Genomic DNA, 19,178 nt, shown 5'->3' with positions numbered 1-19,178 from the left:
AGTGCGGATATGGATCTTTTCAGCAATCTTGCGCTTGGTTTCTCGACTGCATCGACGCTCGCAAATCTCGGCTTTTGCCTGATCGGCGTGTTGCTTGGCACATTGATCGGCGTCCTGCCCGGCATCGGCGCCACGGCAACCATCGCCATGCTTCTGCCAATCACGTTCCAGATTGGTGACCCGGTCTCCGCGCTGATCATGCTTGCGGGTATCTATTACGGTGCCCAATATGGCGGCTCGACGACTGCAATTCTCATCAACATGCCGGGAGAATCCTCATCCGCCGTGACGGCCATCGACGGTTATCAGATGGCACGCCGCGGGCGCGCCGGTGCAGCACTTGCAATCGCGGCAATCGGTTCGTTCTTTGCCGGCACTGTCTCGACTTTTCTGGTCGCAGTCTTCGCTCCCCCTCTCACGGAAATCGCCCTCAAATTCGGCTCTGCCGAGTATTTCTCTTTGATGGTCGTCGGGCTCGTATCCTCCGTGGCGTTGGCGCACGGTTCGATCATCAAGGCTCTGGCGATGGTTGTGCTAGGACTTCTGCTTGGACTCGTCGGCACCGATATCTATACCGGCACACCACGTTTCACGCTCGGCATTACGGAATATGCCGACGGCCTCAATTTCGTCGCTGTTGCAGTCGGTGTGTTCGGCATCGCCGAAATTCTGCGCAACCTTGAAAGCGAGCATTCGCGCGAGGTGCTGATGGCGAAGGTCACGGGACTGATGCCGACGCGAGATGATTTCAAACGTATGACGGCGCCAATCCTGCGTGGAACCGCCATCGGCTCGGCCCTGGGTATTCTGCCCGGCGGCGGGGCCATCCTTGCATCCTTCGCGTCCTACACGGTGGAAAAGCGCATTTCCAAAACACCCGAGGAATTCGGCAAGGGTGCAATTGCAGGTGTTGCAGGGCCGGAATCCGCCAATAATGCGGGAGCACAGACATCCTTCATTCCCATGCTGACGCTTGGCATTCCTGCCAATCCGGTCATGGCATTGATGATCGGCGCCATGATCATTCAGGGTATCGTGCCCGGCCCGAATGTCGCAACAGAACAGCCTGCATTATTCTGGGGTGTGATCGCGTCGATGTGGATCGGCAATCTCATGCTTATCATCCTGAATCTGCCGCTGATCGGCCTATGGGTGAAGCTCCTTACCGTGCCTTACTATGTGTTGTTCCCGATTATCATGACCTTCTGTTCAATCGGTGTTTATAGCGTCAACTCCAATGTCTACGATCTCTTCGCGGTCGCCTTCTTCGGCTTCATCGGCTATCTGCTGGCCAAACTGCGTTGCGAACCCGCTCCCTTGCTGCTGGGTTTCGTTCTCGGTCCATTGCTGGAAGAACATCTGCGTCGCGCCATGATCCTGTCTCGCGGTGATCCGGCGACGTTCGTCACCCGGCCGATCAGCGCCACTCTGCTTGCCCTGGCGGCAGCCGTTCTCGTGGTCGTGCTGCTTCCATCGGTGCGCAAGAAGCGCGACGAGGTGTTCGTTGAGGAGAATTAATCTAGGTTAAGCCGAAAGATGACGTTGGGACATTGACGTGCTATAGGAACCGGGGGCTTGGATTGTCGTTTGAATCGCCAGCACAGAGGGAGGTGTCATGGCGGACGAACAGCGTCGAAGCTTTCGGCAGCGGCTGGCTGCCATCGTCATTGCGGGTATCGGCACGGCCGCCGCAAGCGTATTCTCCTACGCAACTGCAATCTATGAAGCGGCCAATCCCGAACCCATGCGGGAAGTGAGCGCAGGCGAAACGGTCGACACCGGACGCTGGCATGTGGCTGTGACCGGCGCGCGCTTCGGCTCTGTTCCACCAACCGGCGTAAAGCCCTATGAACCCAAAAAATACCTCATGGTTGATCTCAGTCTGGACAATCGTTCGGCATCCTCGGCCTATGCGTCACGCAATCTCCTGACCGTCGATCCTCCAAATCCGGCTCTGACAGATCCGACCTTCTATATCGTCCGGGACAAATGGATTGCGAGTCCCATCAATCCGGGCATGCCGGAAAAGTTGACCGTAGCGTGGGAATGGCCGCAAGGCACGCCCCCACCGCAGGAAGTACGTCTCCTCATCGGTAGTGAAATCTATAAGAAGCGGGATAATCTCTATGGGGCCTCGTCATGGCTCGATCGGGATCCTGTCGCCGTCATCCAATTGCCTGTTCAGATGCCATCCACCGAGGGTGACGGATAATGGGTTGGCTCAGAAGCGCAGTCATGCTGTGTCTGGCCATTGCCGCTCTTTATGGCATGCAGCATTCCACCCCCTATTACAGCGAAATTTTGTCTCCCGTGTCGATCAAGGGACAGCAGGGAAAGCCTACCGAGACAAGCCGTTTTGCTGTCGGCGTCGCGAATGTACATCGGACCCGACAACTGACGACACCGGGCATCGCAAGTACCCGCACCTACAACACGGACGGCGAATGGCTTGTCATTGAGGCCGCAGCGAAAGCAAAGCTTGAAAGCCTCAATCTCATGTCTGTCGAATGGCTCGGGCCGAACGGTATCCGTTACGCCATGAGCAAACGCCTGACCAATGCATCGGGTATGATCGGTTCCGAACGGCTGGAGCCTGGCATTCCGCGCCCTGTGCTGATCGTGTTCGAGTTGCCACCCGACCAAATTGCGGGCGGAAAGCTGCTGATTTCCGAATCTTCACTGACTCCTCTTTCAGAACAGGCGCAGATCAGCATGATCTCGACGGCACAGGACAATGTCAGCCGGTCGATCGCGATCAAACGCATGGGGGCCATCATGCCATGGCAATTGGAGGTCAGCCAATGAGTGAAGCGACCTCTTCTGGCGAGCGGAAATCCTTCTGGATATGCCTTGCTCTCCTGATTATCACCCTGCCCCTTGCCGCTTTTGTCGGTTCCGATGGCGGTCTGTTGCGATGGATCGAGCAGAAGCTGCAAGAGCCGATGGTCGTGCCGCGCGGCAACGTGCAGGCTTATGGGGGCGGCAATTGGAAACTGGTCGCGCTGGACAGGTTTCCAGGCACATTGCCGGAGACAAACATTGTCCTTGCGGAAGTGGAAGTGACTATTCAGGACGCCGATCAATTGAAACAGTCGATCCCCTGCTTCATGACCGCGACGGATACTGAGGGCCGCCGCTGGTCGACATTATATGTATCCAAGAAAACTATCCAAAAACTGAAACCGGAAGCCGCCGACAAGCCGAAATGTTACGATCTCGCCAATGAGAACGGCAGCGGCCCCGTGCGCCTTGTCGAGAGCTTCCTTATTCCGGCAAATGCTGGAGAGCTTTCTCTATTGCTCACTATGCTTGGGAAACAACCGGAGCATCTGGTTCTGAAATAGCTTTGTTCTTCTGGCTCACCAACGCATATTCGAGGACCGCTGCCAGAAGTGCAATACGTATTGCATCAAGCAGAATGCCGCCATCAAGCTCCGTGGGGCTGCCGATAAAAATAACCAGAACATTGGCAATACGCTGCCAGATTTCGATATCGTATGGTCCAAGATAATGGGTCGTAGTGTACCAGATCCACGCACCAATCCAGCTTATCGCACGGTAGAGAACGATAAACGACAGCAGGGTTCCTAGTCCTGCTCCGGCGACCAGTTTCAGGCAAGTCCAGACAGGACGATAGCGACTGCGATAACCGCCCAGATAATGTGCTACGAAATCGCTCAACCATTTCTTGAAGGTCGTTCGGCGTGATGGGGCCAGGGGAACAGACGCTTTCTTCGCCGACAGATCATAGCCGTAGATGATTGCAGCCATCACCAGCCAAACCATCGGCAACAGCGCATAGAAGAACAGATTTTGCGCCTGCACCCAAAGGCTCGGTTGCTGGAACTCCACGGGTACAAAATTTTCGGCTGCATAAGCACTTATCGAAAACCATGTGGCACTGACATCGAAACTGTCGAGCAGAGACCCAGCGCCGATCCAGCGGATCAGATCGTCTTTCCACTTATCTAGTGCGAACAGGCCGATGAATATCCAGCTTGCATCCGCAGCAACAATGAGCAGCCGCAGCCATGGCGATTGAACTTTTTCATTAGCGCGCTTGGCAACCCAGCGGATTAACCAGCAGACAAAAATTGCCGCAATCAGACTACCGGAGCGCACAAGGTCGAATATATGCATCCTCTCGCCAAAGGCAGTGCGCTCGAATGCAAGCCGCGAATATTCACGGACCGTATCGCCAAGAAAGCCCCATGCAGCGTAATAGGCAAAGAACGGCAGGATGACGGCTGCGGTCGCCATCAGCATACGATCGGCCTTGCGATTGTCGGGCGAGGATGCCGCGCCTCCCGCAGCAGACTGGCGCAAGGCGGCAAGCGCAGGCAGGCCAGGCCGCAAAACGGCGAACATCGTCACAACAACAAGAAGTTTGACCAGCACGACCAGCGAAAGAACGACCATTCCGGCGAGCGGAAAATATCCGCCCGCGCTCACCGCAGCATCGAGCAGCAGGTCGCGGGCGATATAGCCCAGTGCGCCGATAAGCAGCAACTGGGGCCAGAACCGAGCCAGAAGACGGGCTGTCAGAGCGATCAGACCGCCAATATCCTTGAGCATCGTCATAGCCGCAGTTTAGCCATCTTGATTGGTAGGGCTCAATATATTTTATTTGTCTAATGAATGCGCATTCACTCATCCCCGCCGCGCACCGGATGAAACAATGTCGAGATAGACGGCCAAAACAAGAATGCTGCCCTTGATGATCTGCTGCCAGAACGTATCGACGCCCAGCATGGACATACCATTGTCGAGGCTCGACATAATGAGCGCGCCAACCAGTGCACCGAGCACCGAGCCGACGCCGCCACGCATGGAAGTGCCGCCGATGAAGCAGGAGGCAATGGCGTCGAGTTCGCCGCCCATGCCTGCCGATGGCGTACCTGCCGCGAGGCGAGAGGTTGTCGTCAGGCCAGCCACCGCCGCCATCAGCCCCATAAGCGCGAAGACCGCCATCTTCACGAAGTTGACATTCACGCCGGAAAAGCGGGTTGCTTCGGTATTCGAGCCGACTGCATAGATGTGGCGACCAAATACGGTTTGTTTTGCGATCACGGTGAACACACCGAGGATCACCAGCAGGATCAGGACCGGAACAGGCACACCCTGATAGCTGTTGAGGATTAGGATGAAGCCAAGGATCAGGACACCGATACCGAGAAGCCTTGCGACTTCCATCCCAGAAGAAAGCGTCTGGAGATTGTGCTTGCGCTTGCTGGCCCGCGTGCGCAGCGTCATCAGGATAAGCACACCGAACAACGCAATGGCACAGAGATTACCAAGCCAGCCCGGCAGATAACCCTGCCCGATATATTTAAACCCCGGCGATATCGGCGCGATGGTGACGCCACCCATAATGCCCAACACGATTCCGCGAAAAACGAGTTGGCCGCCGAGCGTGACGATGAAGGACGGTATCCCGAGATAGGCGGTCAGCCATCCGTTAAAGGCACCAAGCGCCACCCCCAGAACCAGAACCGTGCTGATCGTCGCCCATAAGGGCCATCCGTAGATCACGTCGAGAACAGCGGCGACGCCGCCCAAAAGCCCTAACAACGCGCCGACCGAAAGGTCGATTTCACCGGCAACAATGACGAACACCATCGCCGATGCGAGCATTCCCGTAATGGCCATCTGGCGCAGGAGATTGGAGAAGTTGCGCGCGGTCAGGAACTGCGAGCGCCCCATCTCGGGATCGTAGGTGAGGATCGCGAAAAATGCCCAGATGAGCGCAACCACAATCAGCAGCGCGACGATCTTATAATCCGCCAGAAATTTTCGAAGGCTTTTACCCGTCAATGTCATATCATGCACCGGCCAAATGAGAGCATTTCCAGCAAAGGCGTGAAACGGTTTTGCGTTCGGAAAATGCGTGAAAACAAACAGTTAATCGAGGATCAGGCCGCATTGGTTATCGGCTTGCCGATTGCGGCAGCAAGCACCTTCTCCTGCGTAAGATTTTCATTGGGGAAATCGCCGCGCAGCCTGCCCTCGCCGATCACGAGCACACGGTCGCTGATGCCGAGAACTTCCGGCATTTCGGAAGAGACCATCAGCACAGCAACGCCCTGTTTTGCGAGCGCGAAGATCAATTTGTAGATTTCATATTTTGCGCCAACGTCGACACCACGTGTCGGCTCATCCAGAATGAGCACCTTGGGGTCTGGCAGCATCATCTTCGAAAGCACTGCCTTCTGCTGATTACCGCCCGACAGGGAAGCGATTTCCAGCATTGGGTCTGCCGTCTTGACCTTGAGGCGCAGAATTTCACGCTGGATCGTGGCCAGCTCCGCTTCCTTGTTCAGCAGTCCGCGCAAGGAAAACCGGTCCAGCACCGAGACCGTCATATTGTACCCAACCGGCATGATGGGCAGGATGCCATCCTTTTTGCGGTCTTCCGGCACCATGCAGATGCCTTGTCGAACCGCATCGCGCGGTGTGCGGATTTTCAGTTCTTTACCTTCCAGAAAGACCTGCCCCTCATGTGCTCCGGGCCAGACACCGAACAGGCTGGACACCAGTTCCGTCCGCCCCGCGCCCACAAGCCCGGCAATGCCGAGGATTTCCCCGCGCCGAAGCGCAAACGAGACATTGTCGACCACCTTGCGATCAGGGTTGGTCACATCCCAGCAATTGATATTGCGCGCCTCGAAAATAATCTCGCCAATATCGTGCGGCTCGCGCGGAAACAGGTTTTTCATCTCGCGCCCCACCATCATGGTGATAATGGCTGGCGTGGTAAGCTCCGCCATCCGCTTCGTCGCGATATGCGTCCCGTCGCGAATGACCGTCACCGTATCGGAGATTTCGGCCACTTCATCCAGCTTGTGGGAGATGTAGACGCAGGCCATGCCTTGCGCCTTGAAATCCTTGATGAGGTCGAGAAGGACACGCGTTTCGGACGCCGTCAGCGCTGATGTCGGCTCATCCAGAATGAGCAGCTTCGCATTCTTGTTGATTGCCTTTGCAATCTCGATAAGCTGCTGCTTGCCGCCCGGATAATGATAGACCGGAAGCGCGACATTGATGTCGTGGATTTTGAGACGCGCCAGAAGTTCCGTCGCGCGCGCATTCATCTGGTCATAATCGATGAAGCCGCCGCTTGTCGGCTCCGATCCCAGAAAGATGTTTTCCGCAACCGACAGATGCGGCACCATCATGAGTTCCTGATGGATGATGACGATACCCGCTGCTTCCGTGTCGCGAATACCCGCCGCCTTTAGCTCTTGTCCTTCCCACAAAATCTCGCCAGTCCAGGTGCCATGCGGATAGACGCCAGAAAGCACTTTCATCAGGGTGGATTTGCCCGCGCCGTTCTCGCCGCACAGACCAACACACTCGCCCGCGCGCACCTTCAGGTAAATACCGTCAAGCGCTTTCACGCCATTGAAGTCCTTACCGATATTGCGCATCTCTAGAAGATATTCGGACATCGCATATGACCTTGCAGTAACGCAGCAGAATGAGCCGTCCGGTTTCAAACCACACACCATCTTCTGGCGGAAATGTTCCGGACAACGCTGTCACAGACAGCATCGACAAGTCGGTGAGGCCAGAAGCTGGATCATGATGTCCAGACTTCCGGCCCCACTATTCACACGAGGCTAAATCGCCGGAACCAGCTCCGGCGATATCCATCGGAAAGGCTTACTTTCCGTAGATCTGCTCCTTGGTGTAGAAGCCATCCTGAACGTAGATGTCGATATTGTCCTTAGTCACGGCAGTCGGCGTCAGCAGAAGCGTGTCAACCTGCTTGCCACCATTGTCCAGCTTGGAATTGAACTCAGGCGTTTCGCCCTTGACCATCTGAACGGTGAGCTTTGCGGCTTCCGACGCGATGAGCTTCAGCGGCTTGTAGACCGTTACGGTCTGCGTACCGTCGATCAGACGCTTGACGGCAGCAAGGTCGCTATCCTGTCCGGAAACAGCGGTCTTTCCGGCCAGCCCCTGTGCCGCAAGTGCCTGAATGGCGCCACCGGCGGTACCGTCATTCGAAGCCACAACCGCATCGATCTTGTTCTGCGCAGCCGTCAAGGCATTTTCCATGATGGAAAGCGCTTCCGTCGGGCTCCACTCCTTCACCCACTGCGAGCCAATAACCTTCACCTTGCCGGAATCGATAGCTTCCTTCAGAGCCTTTTCCTGACCGGCGCGGAGAAGCTTGGCGTTATTATCCGTCGGTGAACCGCCGAGGAGATAATAATTGCCTTCCGGCTTAGCCTTCAGGACGGCTTCCGCCTGCATGAAGCCGACGCGCTCATTGTCGAACGAGATATACGCATCGATATCGGCATTGAGGATCAGCCGATCATAGGAAAGAACCTTGATGCCGGATGCCTTGGCATCGGCGACGACCGCATCGAAAACCTTGGAGTTCATCGGCACGATGACGATGGCGTCAACGCCCTGCGCAATCAGGTTTTCAACCTGCTTGACCTGCTTTTCCTCGTTACCGTCAGCCGACTGCACATTGACCTTGGCGCCCAGTTTCTCTGCCGCTTCAATGAAATAGTCGCGGTCACGCGCCCAGCGCTCGACGCGAAGATCGTCGATGGAAAAGCCGATCACCGGATTTTCCGGCGAAGCATAGACCGGCGTGGACGCCATGGCGCCAATGCCCAAAGCCGCGGCAACCAGCGCGCCGGTTAGAAAATTACGACGTTTCATGCAAATCTCCTCCAAACAACACCGGCTCGCTACCGGTTGATACCAAACCGCGCCCCCGAACGTATTCCGCCCCCGGAGTTCGGCACGACAAAACAGCCCACTTTGGAGCTATTTATTCCTTGAATGGCTGATCCTCCCAAAGGCGTTTTGCGCCAAGATCACTCCATCGGGACAGTATGCAAAAGACACACCGCCCCATCCTCGGGAACCATTGATACGTGAAGAAAAATGAATAGCAAGCATTTTTTGATTTACGTACCTCATTTTTGATCCTATGGTCCGCGTCGAGGAGCGAAAATGAAACCCACAGTCCATGATATAGCCAGAACAGCGGGCGTCAGTCTTGCCACGGTTGACCGTGTGCTGAACGAACGTCCCGGTGTCAGAGCGAAGACGCGCGACCGGGTTATGGCCGCGATGAACACGCTCGGCTATGTGCGCGATGTGGGTGCCGCCAACCTTGCACGTGGCAGGCTTTATCAGTTCGATTTTATTTTGCCGGACAATGAAAATACCTTCATGCTGAGCCTGCGCGCGGAACTGCAATCCGCGACTGAACGGGCCTTGGCCGAGCGTATTCTGGTCAATGTCGTTCTTGTCCCCGCCTTCGATGAAGCAGCACTTGTCGCAGCGCTGGATGAGTGCGCCATGCGCAAGCCAGACGGCGTAGCCTTCGTGGCGGTCGATACCGATCCCGTGCGTGAAGCCTGTGCGCGGCTGGGCGAGAACGGCATTCACGCCGTCACGCTTGTATCCGATCTCGGACATTCCACACGGACGCATTATATCGGCGTGGATAACGGTGCAGCCGGGCGCACGGCAGCGCGACTTCTGGGGCTCTTTGCCAACGGAACGGACGGCGCGCTTGCGGTCGTCGCCGGTTCGTTGAAAGTCCGCGATCATCAGGAGCGTTTCGACGGCTTTGCAACGGCCATGAAAGCAGACTTTCCCGGACGCGAGATATTGCCCGTGCTGGAAGGCTTCGATGAAGGCCCGCGTGTGGAAAAGCTTGTCGGCAAGCTACTTGACGAGCGAAATGACATCGCCGGAATTTACAGCCTTGGCGCGGGCAATAGCGGCCTAGTGAAGGCGCTCGCAAAGCACGGCGACAATCGACCGCTCGTCATCGCGCATGAACGCGACAGCGTGACCTCGAAAGCGCTGACAGATGGCATCATCCATGCGGTGCTGGCGCAGGATGCGGGCCATGAAATCCGCAGCGCCATCCGGGTTCTGAAAGCGTCTGCGGATCGTCTGGCGATCGTTCCGGGACAGGAACACATCCGCATCGAAATTTTTCTCAAAGACAACCTGCCGCACTTCGACTGACGCGCGGGTGACAACGCCTTTCCAACAGGAGCAAATATGTATCTCGGGCTCGATCTAGGAACATCCGGTGTCAAGGCGCTGTTGATCGATGACAGGCAGACGGTCATCGGCTCAGCCCATGGCGAACTGGACGTTTCGCGCCCCCATCCGGGCTGGAGCGAACAGGATCCTGCCCAGTGGATCAAGGCCTGCCGCACGGCAATTGATGGCCTGCGCTCTGCCCACCCAAACGAGTTTTCGGCGATTGTCGGTATCGGCCTCTCCGGCCAGATGCATGGGGCTACCCTGCTGGATGAGCAGGACCGAGTGCTTCGCCCTTGTATTCTCTGGAACGACACCCGCAGCTATCGCGAGGCCGCCCAGCTCGATGCTGATCCGGCATTTCGTGCCATAACCGGCAATATCGTCTTCCCCGGCTTTACCGCACCCAAACTCGTATGGGTTGCCAATAACGAACCCGATAATTTTGCGCGTATGCGCAAGGTACTGCTGCCGAAGGACTACCTGCGCCTCTGGCTGACTGGCGAATATGTCTCCGATATGTCGGATTCGGCGGGCACAAGCTGGCTCGACACCGGCGCACGCCGCTGGTCGCGCGAACTTCTGGACAAGACCGGCCTCGATGAAAGCCAGATGCCGCGTCTCGCTGAAGGCACAGACGCAACCGGGCAGCTACGGACCGAACTTGCCGCCGAATGGGGCATTGCCGGTCAGCCGGTCGTGGCGGGCGGCGCTGGCGACAATGCGGCTTCGGCCTGCGGCATGGGTACAGTCAAACCGGGCCACGCCTTCGTTTCGCTTGGCACCTCGGGCGTACTCTTCGCGGCGAACGGCTCCTATCAGCCGAAGCCTGAAAGTGCTGTTCATGCCTTCTGCCACGCCCTGCCCGACACATGGCACCAGATGGGTGTCATCCTGTCCGCAGCAAGTGCGCTTGACTGGTATGCACGGCTTGTTGGCAAAACGGCACACGAGCTCGATAAGGCACTCGGCGACACGCTGAATGCACCGGGCAGCGCGACGTTCCTGCCCTATCTGTCGGGCGAACGCACCCCGTATAATGATGCGAAGATACGTGGTGTGTTTTCGGGTCTTGAGCATGAATCGGATCAGCCGGCATTGACGCAAGCCGTGCTCGAAGGCGTCGCCTTCGCGATCCGCGATAACCTCGCCGCGCTGCAATCGGCTGGCACCGATATCAAGTCGCTGACCGCCGTCGGCGGCGGTTCACGCTCCACCTATTGGCTGAAGGCAATCGCAACCGCTTTGAATGTGCCTGTTGCTTTGCCGGAGGAAGGCGACTTCGGTGGCGCTTTTGGTGCCGCCCGACTGGGCCTCATCGCCGCTACGGGCGCCGATCCATTTGCCGTCTGCACACCGCCGCGCACGGAACGAACGATAGAGCCGGAAACCGCCCTGCTCCCGGCCTATGAAGAAGCCTATCAACGCTATCACGCCCTTTATCCGGCACTTCACGCCCTCGCCGGTTAGTGATTTTGCCGCAAACAATCAGACATGACGACATTCGAACGGGAGGACACAATGAGCACCGGATTTTTCGGCGATATTCAAAAGGTTAAGTATGAGGGGCCGGACAGCGACAACCCGCTGGCTTTCCGCCACTATAAACCGGATGAAATCGTACTGGGCAAGCGCATGGAAGACCACTTGCGCTTTGCTGTCGCCTACTGGCACAGTTTTGCCTGGGAGGGTGGCGACCCGTTCGGCGGACGCACCTTCGACCGTCCGTGGTATTCCAACGAGCTGGATGCGGCAAAGCTCAAGGCCGATGTGGCTTTCGAGTTCTTCTCCCTGCTTGGCGCGCCCTATTATTGCTTCCACGATGCCGATGTGCGGCCCGAGGGACGCAACTTTGCGGAAAACACGCGCTATCTCAACGAAATCGTCGATATTTTCGAGAAGAAACAGGCCGAAACCGGCGTAAAGCTTCTCTGGGGCACAGCAAACCTGTTCTCCAACCGCCGCTATATGGGCGGAGCCGCAACCAATCCCGATCCAGATGTTTTCGCCTTTGCGGCAGCGACCGTGAAAAGCTGCATCGACGCGACGAAACGGCTCGGTGGTGAGAATTACGTGCTCTGGGGCGGTCGCGAAGGCTATGAAACGCTGCTCAATACCGATCTTGGGCGCGAACTCGACCAAATGGGGCGATTCCTCAATCTGGTGGTGGAATACAAGCACAAGATCGGCTTCAAGGGCACGATCCTGATCGAACCGAAGCCGCAGGAGCCAACCAAGCACCAATATGATTACGACGTCGCGACGGTCTATGGCTTCTTGAAGCGCTATGGCCTCGAAAACGAGGTAAAGCTCAATATCGAGCAGGGTCACGCCATTCTGGCCGGTCACTCGTTTGAACATGAACTGGCGCTTGCCCGTGCACTCGGCATTTTCGGTTCCATCGACATGAACCGCAATGACTATCAGTCAGGCTGGGATACGGACCAGTTCCCGAACAATGTGCCGGAAATGGCGCTCGCCTATTATCAGGTTCTGCTTGCAGGCGGCTTCACGACCGGCGGCACGAACTTCGACGCCAAGCTGCGCCGTCAATCGCTCGATCCGCAGGATCTGCTGATCGGCCATATCGGCGGCATGGATTGCTGCGCGCGTGGGCTGAAAGCAGCCGCCGGAATGCTCGAAGACGGCGCATTGTCCAAGCCGCTTGACGAGCGTTATGCGGGCTGGAATGGCGATTTCGGCAAGAAGCTTTTGACCGGTCTTTCGCTGGATCAGATTACCGCTGAAGTCGAAGCGAAGGACATCAATCCGCAGCCGAAATCCGGCCGTCAGGAATATCTCGAAAACATCGTCAATCGTTACGTTTGACCCGGCAAAGCGGCGAGAAAAAAGGGCGCCACTGGCGCCCTTTCTTTTAATCCATGTCAATTTCTAAAGCTTGATCCAGCCGCCATTCTTCTGTGAAGAGCGCACGCAGGCATCGATGAAAGCAACGCCCTTCAGCCCGTCATCGACGGTCGGATAGATCACGGCACTATCCGGCTTTTTGCCGTTGCGGTGGGCTTCGATCGCATTGGCTGCTTCCGAATAAATCGTGGCAAAAGCTTCCAGATAACCTTCCGGGTGTCCCGCCGGTACGCGGGTCACGCGGGCGCTCGCAGAGCTAGTACCGGCTCCGCCCCGCGTGATGAGCCGCTTTTGCTCGCCAAAAGGCGTGAACCAGAGATAGTTCGGGTCTTCCTGCGCCCATTCAATGCCGCCCTTGGTGCCATAGATGCGCAGGCGCAGCGCATTTTCATTACCGGGCGCAACCTGACTGCACCAGAGCATGCCCTTCGCGCCACCCGCAAAACGCAGCATCACATGGGCGTTGTCGTCCAAGCGACGTCCCTCGACAAAACTGTCGAGATCAGCCGCAAGGCTGTCGAGCATCAGGCCGGTCACGAACGAGGCGAGATTGAACGCGTGCGTGCCAATATCGCCAGTCGCGCCGCCTAGTCCCGATTGCGCCGGATCAGTGCGCCAGACAGCGCCCTTGGCACCTGTCGCTTCCACCGCCTCGGTCAGCCAGTCCTGCGCATATTCCACCTGTACGACACGAAGATCGCCAAGATCGCCATTAGCGATCATCTCGCGCGCCTGCCGCACCATCGGATAGCCGGTGTAATTATGCGTCAGAACAAACAAGGCACCGCTTTCATCGGCGACCTTTTTCAACTTCTTCGCATCGGCAAGTGTCGAGGTCAGCGGCTTGTCGCAGATGACGTGGATGCCGCGTCGCAGAAACTCCTTGGCGGCTTCACAATGAACGTGGTTCGGCGTCACAATGGAAACGGCTTCGATACCGTTTTTCAACCGCGCCTCACGAATGGCCATGTCCTTGTAGCTGGAATAGATGCGATCTTCGGCCAGCCCCAGTTCACGCCCCGAGGCCTGCGCCTTTTCCGCAGATGACGACAAAGCGCCTGCCACCAGTTCAAACCGGTTGTCGAGCCGCGCCGCCATACGGTGAACGCCACCGATAAACGCACCTGCGCCACCGCCCACCATGCCGAGGCGGATACGGGGAGCTGCTGTTTCCGTGGTTTTAGCTTCGATGGTCATATCGATCCCTATACCTTACAGGCCGAGCATACGGCGATTGGCGGCGTCATCGGTGCCGCCGGCTGCGAAATCGTCAAATGCCTTGTCGGTGACGCGGATGATATGCGCCTTGACGAATTCGGCACCTTCGCGCGCTCCATCTTCAGGATGCTTCAGGGCGCATTCCCATTCGACCACAGCCCAGCCGTCAAAGTCGTTCGCGGCCATCTTGGAGAATACTGCGCCGAAATCCACCTGCCCGTCACCGAGCGAGCGGAAGCGGCCTGCACGGTTGACCCAGCCCTGATAGCCGCCATAAACGCCTTGCCGTCCCGTCGGATTGAATTCCGCATCCTTGACGTGGAACATCTTGATGCGGTCCTTGTAGATGTCGATATTGTCGAGATAATCGAGGCACTGCAGGACATAATGCGACGGGTCGTAAAGCATGTTGGCCCGCGGGTGATTTTCGACCTGCTCCAGAAACATCTCGAAGGTCACGCCATCGTGCAGATCTTCGCCCGGATGGATTTCATAGCAGATATCGACGCCGTGTTCGTCGGCATGATCAAGGATCGGCTTCCAGCGTCGGGCAAGTTCCTCGAACGCCGTTTCCACCAGACCGGCAGGACGCTGCGGCCACGGGTAGACAAACGGCCAGGCCAGCGCACCTGAGAAGGTCGCATGCGCGCCGATACCGAGATTACGCGACGCGCGGATCGCCATCTTTACCTGCTCGACGGCCCATTGCTGGCGCGCCTTGGGATTGCCACGCACTTCCGGCACCGCGAAACCGTCGAAAGCTTCGTCATAGGCGGGATGCACCGCAACGAGCTGGCCCTGCAAGTGGGTCGAGAGCTCCGTGACTTCGACACCGTTCTGGCGTGCTACGCCGGCGAATTCGTCGCAATAATCCTTCGATTCAGAAGCCTTTTTCAGATCGATCAGTTGGCTCGCCCATGTCGGAACCTGCACCCCGGCATAGCCTTTTTCGGCAGCCCATTTGGTGATGCCATCCCATGTGTTGAACGGCGCTTCATCGCCTGCGAACTGCCCAAGAAAAATCCCGGGCCCCTTGATCGTCTTCATCAAATTTCTCCTGAATATGCTCGGACCCCGCCATCAACCGGCATCGAGCAATTTGAGAGCGCGCTTGGCGCTGCATATCGGGAATGAAAAGAAAAGCCGTGCGCCGGCTCACGCAGGCGCACGGTATTCAAGCACCTTAGAACGGCGAATCCGGGAAATAGAAATCCTTCGCATTGTCCTTGGTGACGAGCGTTGCGTCGAGGATGTAACTGCCGCTCACTGGAATCTGGTCATAGAAATGACCGGCGGCGAGTTCCATAGCCGTCGAAACCATTGCTGGCGGATAGAGCACATCAACCGGCACAAGCTTGTCGCCATCCATCACCTTCTTGATCATGTCCTTGGAGCCTGCGCCGCCCACGACATACTGAATGTCGCTGCGGTTTGCCTGCTTGATGGCTTCGAGAACGCCGACAAGCATGTCATCATCCTGTGCCCAGACCACATCGATCTTCGGATATTTGGTCAGGAAGTCCTGCATGACGCGGAAAGCATCATCGCGGTTCCAGTTGCCGTACTGGCGATCCAGAACCTTCACGTTGGAACCTTCAATGCCCTTGTCGAAACCGTCCTGACGCTGCTGATCGATCGGGATCGGCAGACCACGAATAATGACGACCTGCGCATCGGGCGTGGTCTTCTTGATATATTCGCCAGCCACCTGTCCGAGCGCCGGGTTGTTACCGGCCACATAGAGATCGCGGATGGAATTGTCGTTGCTGCTCGGCGCACGGTCGACCAGAGCGACAAAGGTTCCCTTGTCCTTGATTTCCTTGATGGCGTTGACGAGTGGATCGGGATCAGTCGGCAGAACGACCAGCCCGTCGAGGCCCTGTACGGCCAGATCCTGCAACGCATTGGCCTGCGATGCCGCATCGGGCGACGTCTTGACGATGACGTTGAGGCCCGGATGCTCTGCCATCAGAAGCTTCGCCACGCGTTCGGCGTGATAAACGACGCCTGCCGTCCAGCCATGATCGGCAGCCGGGATCGACACGCCGATCGTTACTTTCTTGTCCTGTGCGCTTGCTGCGCTGCCAAAGGCAAGCGCACCCGCCGTCAAAGCGGCGAAAGCAAGCTTCATCAAATTCCCTCGCATAGTCTTCCTCCCAGTAAACGCGGGGCTCTCATTCCTCTCTGGCTGGAATCGCCCCACCAATCCCGCCAACCTCGCAAAACCGGAGCGCTGATCACTCCGTTTTTTCCTTGTATCAAGCATGTCTTCAAAAGCCCGTTCCTGCTTTTGGGAGACATGCTCTATCGCCGCGACAGCGAACGCTGCACCAGCATGGCGATAATGATGATCGCGCCCTGAATAGCTCCGAGCAGATACTCGCTGACGAAGTTTGACAGGATCATGATGTTTCCGATGATCTCCAGAATGAACGCGCCGCAGATTGTGCCCCAGATACGGCCCACCCCGCCGCGTAAAGCTGTTCCGCCAACAACGACGGCGGTAATCGCTTGCAGTTCCCACATCAGGCCGGTCGTGGCCGAGGTCGAACCGAGCCGGGGCACATAGAGAAGCACGGCAACGGCGACGCAAAGGCCCTGAATGATGAAGGCGATAGTGCGCACCTTCTTGACCGAAATACCGGAATAGCGCGCCACGTCTTCGTTCGATCCCACCGCGATGACATGGCGGCCATAGCGTGTCCGATAGAGGACGAACGCCGCAAGTGCCGCCGTCACAAAGATCACGATAACCGGCACCGGCACGCCAAGAATGGAACCGAAATAAGCCGGGCGATAAAGCGTCTGAATGTCCGGGTTGCGCAAGGTGATCGCACCACCCTGTGACAGCCACGTAGTGAGACCACGATAGATGCCCATCGTGCCGAGCGTAGCGATAAAAGGCTCAATGCCGCCAACCGTCGTTATCAAGCCGTTCAACAGGCCGCAGGCCGCTCCGACGATCAGCGCCAGCATCACGGCGGCAATCAGCATCATCACCGGATCGGCAATCACCCCGCTATTCATGAAGAGGATCATGATACTGGCGACGAATGCCACCATTGCACCCACGGACAGGTCCAGCCCGCCGGACGAGATCACATAGGTAGCACCGAGCGCGATAATGGCGATGAAAGCGCTCCGCGTTGCGACGTTGAGAAGGTTATCGATGCTTATGAAGTTCGGGTTGGCAATCGTGCCCAGAACAAGCAGCAAGGCGAGCGCTATGAACGGGGCAACTGCCCGCAGATCCCAATCCTTGGACGTCCTCGCCACTGAGCTTTTATCGGTCGCAACCTGTGTCATCTACTTCCCACTTTATTGTTTTTATGCGGCATTTTCGGCTTCAACGCCGGTTGCAAGCACGACGATGTCATGTTCGGTCATACGGTCGCCTATTACCTCACCGGCAACCCGCCCTTCCCGCATCACGACGATGCGGTCGCAGATACCGATCAGCTCCGGCATTTCCGACGAAACGACAATGATCGACTTTCCCTCATCCGCCAGATTGGCGATGAACTGGTAGATTTGCTCCTTCGTGCCGACATCGATGCCACGTGTCGGTTCATCGATGATGACGATGGACGGATCGAGCATCATCATCTTGGCAAGCAGAAGCTTTTGCTGGTTGCCTCCCGAAAGCTGGCCCGCCAGAATATCCTTGCGACCGGTGCGGATATCGAACTCGCGAATTGCATCATCGAGCGCGGTGCGCTCCCGGTTACGGTCGATCTGCAGGCCACTGACGAATTTCTTCAGCGAAGCGAGCGTCAGATTGACGCCCAGATCCTTGGACAGAAGCAGCCCTTTGCCCTTCCGGTCTTCGCTGAGATAAACAATCCCCGCCTTCTGGCTTTCATGCGCATTGCGGAAATGAACCGGCCTGCCATTGTGGCGCGCGTTCCCCTTGCCGGGGCGCAGCCCGACAATGCCTTCCATCAGTTCCGTGCGTCCCGCGCCGACCAGACCGGCAAAGCCGAGTATCTCGCCCCGGTTCAGATGGAAGCTCGCATTCTGCACATAGCCGGGGACGCTGAAGTTATCGATTTCAAGAATGGCAGCGTTGTCATGCCTGCTTGCGCGGTCAGGATAAAGCTTTGCAACATCGCGACCGACCATCAGGCGGGCCATGTCGGAAGGCTGCAATTCCGAAGACAGATGCGCTGAAACAAGCTTGCCGTCGCGAAGCACAGTCACACGATCGGATATTTCCTTCACTTCCGGCAGGCGGTGCGAGATGTAGAGAACAGCGACACCCTTCGCGCGAATATCGCGAATGACTTTCAGCAGCGCTTCCGTCTCGAACGGTGTCAGCGAAGCGGTCGGCTCGTCGAAAATCACCACACGATGCGGCACCAGCAGCACGCGGGCAATCTGGACCAGTTGGCGCTGCGCAATCGACAGGGTGCCTACGACCGCATCGGGGTCGATATCGGCACCGAGATCGCGTATAGCCTTGCGTGCACCTTCGCGCATCGACTTGTCGTCGACGACCAGTCCACGGTTGAGCTCGCGACCGAGATAAATATTCTGTGCGACAGTCAGATCGGGTGCGAGGAGAATTTCCTGATGCACCAGCACGATGCCCTGCGCTTCGGCCTCCACCGGTCCCGAGAAGGACACAGGCCTGCCGTCGATGCGGATTTCCCCACTCGTAGGGCGCTCATTGCCTGCGAGCAGCTTCATCAGCGTCGATTTTCCAGCGCCGTTCTCGCCGATGATCGCATGAACTTCGCCGCCGAAAATGCGCAGATCAATATTCTTCAGAACCTGGACGGGACCGAATGATTTGGAAAGCGACACAGCCTCCAGCAGTGCAGGCCTGTCATCTTTTTCGGGCGCACTCATAGGCAACCGCCAACAGCGAACTGCCGCGTCTGGCGTTTCTTAAATGTGCTCTTTCCCGATGCTGTCACCGATAGTTCTGGCTGCACGTGAACTCCTCCCAAAGCGTCACAATAAAAGCTTAGCTTTCGTTTTGAGGTACGTAAAGCAAAATATGCATTCTATCCCATCATCAAACCGGAGAAGCCCCGTTCATGCAAGGCTTCCCTCTA

At 57.2% G+C, this 19,178-nt stretch carries 16 protein-coding genes; 7 read left to right on the top strand and 9 right to left on the bottom strand.

All coding sequences use genetic code 11. The features are described from left to right. Positions 1-9 precede the first annotated feature (9 nt). From FIB18_RS13250 to FIB18_RS13235, 4 genes are all read left to right on the top strand, one after another. Entirely contained in the window at positions 10-1,518 is a 1,509-nt protein-coding gene (locus FIB18_RS13250; protein WP_140021165.1) for a tripartite tricarboxylate transporter permease, read from the top strand. Between the two features lie 97 nt (positions 1,519-1,615). After that, complete coding sequence (locus tag FIB18_RS13245) at positions 1,616-2,212, top strand: hypothetical protein (RefSeq protein ID WP_140021164.1); 597 nt, start codon at positions 1,616-1,618, stop codon at positions 2,210-2,212. Beyond that, the gene (locus tag FIB18_RS13240; protein ID WP_140021163.1) at positions 2,212-2,805 is read left to right on the top strand and encodes a hypothetical protein; all 594 of its coding nucleotides are present in this window, start codon (positions 2,212-2,214) and stop codon (positions 2,803-2,805) included. Before FIB18_RS13245 ends, FIB18_RS13240 begins: the two co-directional genes overlap by 1 nt. After that, on the top strand, positions 2,802-3,344 hold the full coding sequence (locus FIB18_RS13235; protein WP_140021162.1) for a hypothetical protein: 543 nt from the start codon (positions 2,802-2,804) through the stop codon (positions 3,342-3,344). The genes FIB18_RS13240 and FIB18_RS13235 overlap by 4 nt, the downstream gene beginning before the upstream one ends. Here the strand turns inward: FIB18_RS13235 and FIB18_RS13230 are convergent. The 4 genes from FIB18_RS13230 to xylF form a co-directional block, all read right to left on the bottom strand. Beyond that, positions 3,304-4,581 (bottom strand): hypothetical protein, encoded by a 1,278-nt coding sequence (locus FIB18_RS13230; RefSeq protein WP_140021161.1) that lies wholly within the window; start codon positions 4,579-4,581, stop codon positions 3,304-3,306. The genes FIB18_RS13235 and FIB18_RS13230 overlap by 41 nt on opposite strands. Positions 4,582-4,650: 69 nt before the next feature. After that, positions 4,651-5,820, bottom strand: a complete 1,170-nt coding sequence (locus tag FIB18_RS13225; protein ID WP_140021160.1) for a sugar ABC transporter permease — start codon at positions 5,818-5,820, stop codon at positions 4,651-4,653. A 92-nt stretch (positions 5,821-5,912) separates the two neighbouring features. Beyond that, a complete protein-coding gene (locus FIB18_RS13220) occupies positions 5,913-7,448 on the bottom strand; it encodes a xylose ABC transporter ATP-binding protein (RefSeq protein WP_140021159.1) in 1,536 nt (511 codons plus the stop codon). Between the two features lie 214 nt (positions 7,449-7,662). After that, positions 7,663-8,682, bottom strand: a complete 1,020-nt coding sequence (xylF, locus tag FIB18_RS13215) for a D-xylose ABC transporter substrate-binding protein (protein WP_021585501.1) — start codon at positions 8,680-8,682, stop codon at positions 7,663-7,665. A 297-nt stretch (positions 8,683-8,979) separates the two neighbouring features. Between xylF and FIB18_RS13210 the strand changes: the two genes are divergently transcribed. Genes FIB18_RS13210 through xylA form a run of 3 tightly spaced genes read left to right on the top strand, consistent with a single transcriptional unit; the run spans position 8,980 to position 12,861 of the window. Beyond that, the gene (locus tag FIB18_RS13210) at positions 8,980-10,011 is read left to right on the top strand and encodes a LacI family DNA-binding transcriptional regulator (protein ID WP_140021158.1); all 1,032 of its coding nucleotides are present in this window, start codon (positions 8,980-8,982) and stop codon (positions 10,009-10,011) included. 36 nt (positions 10,012-10,047) lie between these two features. Then, complete coding sequence (xylB, locus tag FIB18_RS13205; protein WP_140021157.1) at positions 10,048-11,502, top strand: xylulokinase; 1,455 nt, start codon at positions 10,048-10,050, stop codon at positions 11,500-11,502. Between the two features lie 51 nt (positions 11,503-11,553). Beyond that, on the top strand, positions 11,554-12,861 hold the full coding sequence (xylA, locus tag FIB18_RS13200) for a xylose isomerase (protein WP_140021156.1): 1,308 nt from the start codon (positions 11,554-11,556) through the stop codon (positions 12,859-12,861). A 63-nt stretch (positions 12,862-12,924) separates the two neighbouring features. Here xylA and FIB18_RS13195 read toward each other — a convergent pair whose 3' ends face one another. From FIB18_RS13195 to FIB18_RS13175, 5 genes are all read right to left on the bottom strand, one after another. Beyond that, the gene (locus FIB18_RS13195; protein WP_140021155.1) at positions 12,925-14,097 is read right to left on the bottom strand and encodes a Gfo/Idh/MocA family protein; all 1,173 of its coding nucleotides are present in this window, start codon (positions 14,095-14,097) and stop codon (positions 12,925-12,927) included. A 15-nt stretch (positions 14,098-14,112) separates the two neighbouring features. Beyond that, a complete protein-coding gene (locus FIB18_RS13190; protein ID WP_140021154.1) occupies positions 14,113-15,165 on the bottom strand; it encodes a sugar phosphate isomerase/epimerase family protein in 1,053 nt (350 codons plus the stop codon). A 136-nt stretch (positions 15,166-15,301) separates the two neighbouring features. Then, positions 15,302-16,264 (bottom strand): substrate-binding domain-containing protein, encoded by a 963-nt coding sequence (locus tag FIB18_RS13185; protein WP_140021153.1) that lies wholly within the window; start codon positions 16,262-16,264, stop codon positions 15,302-15,304. A gap of 158 nt (positions 16,265-16,422) precedes the next feature. Beyond that, positions 16,423-17,424, bottom strand: coding sequence for an ABC transporter permease (locus FIB18_RS13180; RefSeq protein WP_140021152.1), 1,002 nt, complete (start codon positions 17,422-17,424; stop codon positions 16,423-16,425). Positions 17,425-17,445: 21 nt separating this feature from the next. Next, positions 17,446-18,969: a sugar ABC transporter ATP-binding protein gene (locus FIB18_RS13175; protein WP_140021151.1), complete on the bottom strand. Its 1,524-nt coding sequence runs from the start codon at positions 18,967-18,969 to the stop codon at positions 17,446-17,448. Between the last annotated feature and the right edge of the window lie 209 nt (positions 18,970-19,178).

The sequence above is a fragment of the Brucella pecoris genome (genome assembly GCF_006376675.1).
Lineage (GTDB): Bacteria > Pseudomonadota > Alphaproteobacteria > Rhizobiales > Rhizobiaceae > Brucella > Brucella pecoris.
The sequence above is the reverse complement of the archived record's forward strand: the minus strand, read 5'-3'. Positions and strand labels throughout refer to the sequence as shown.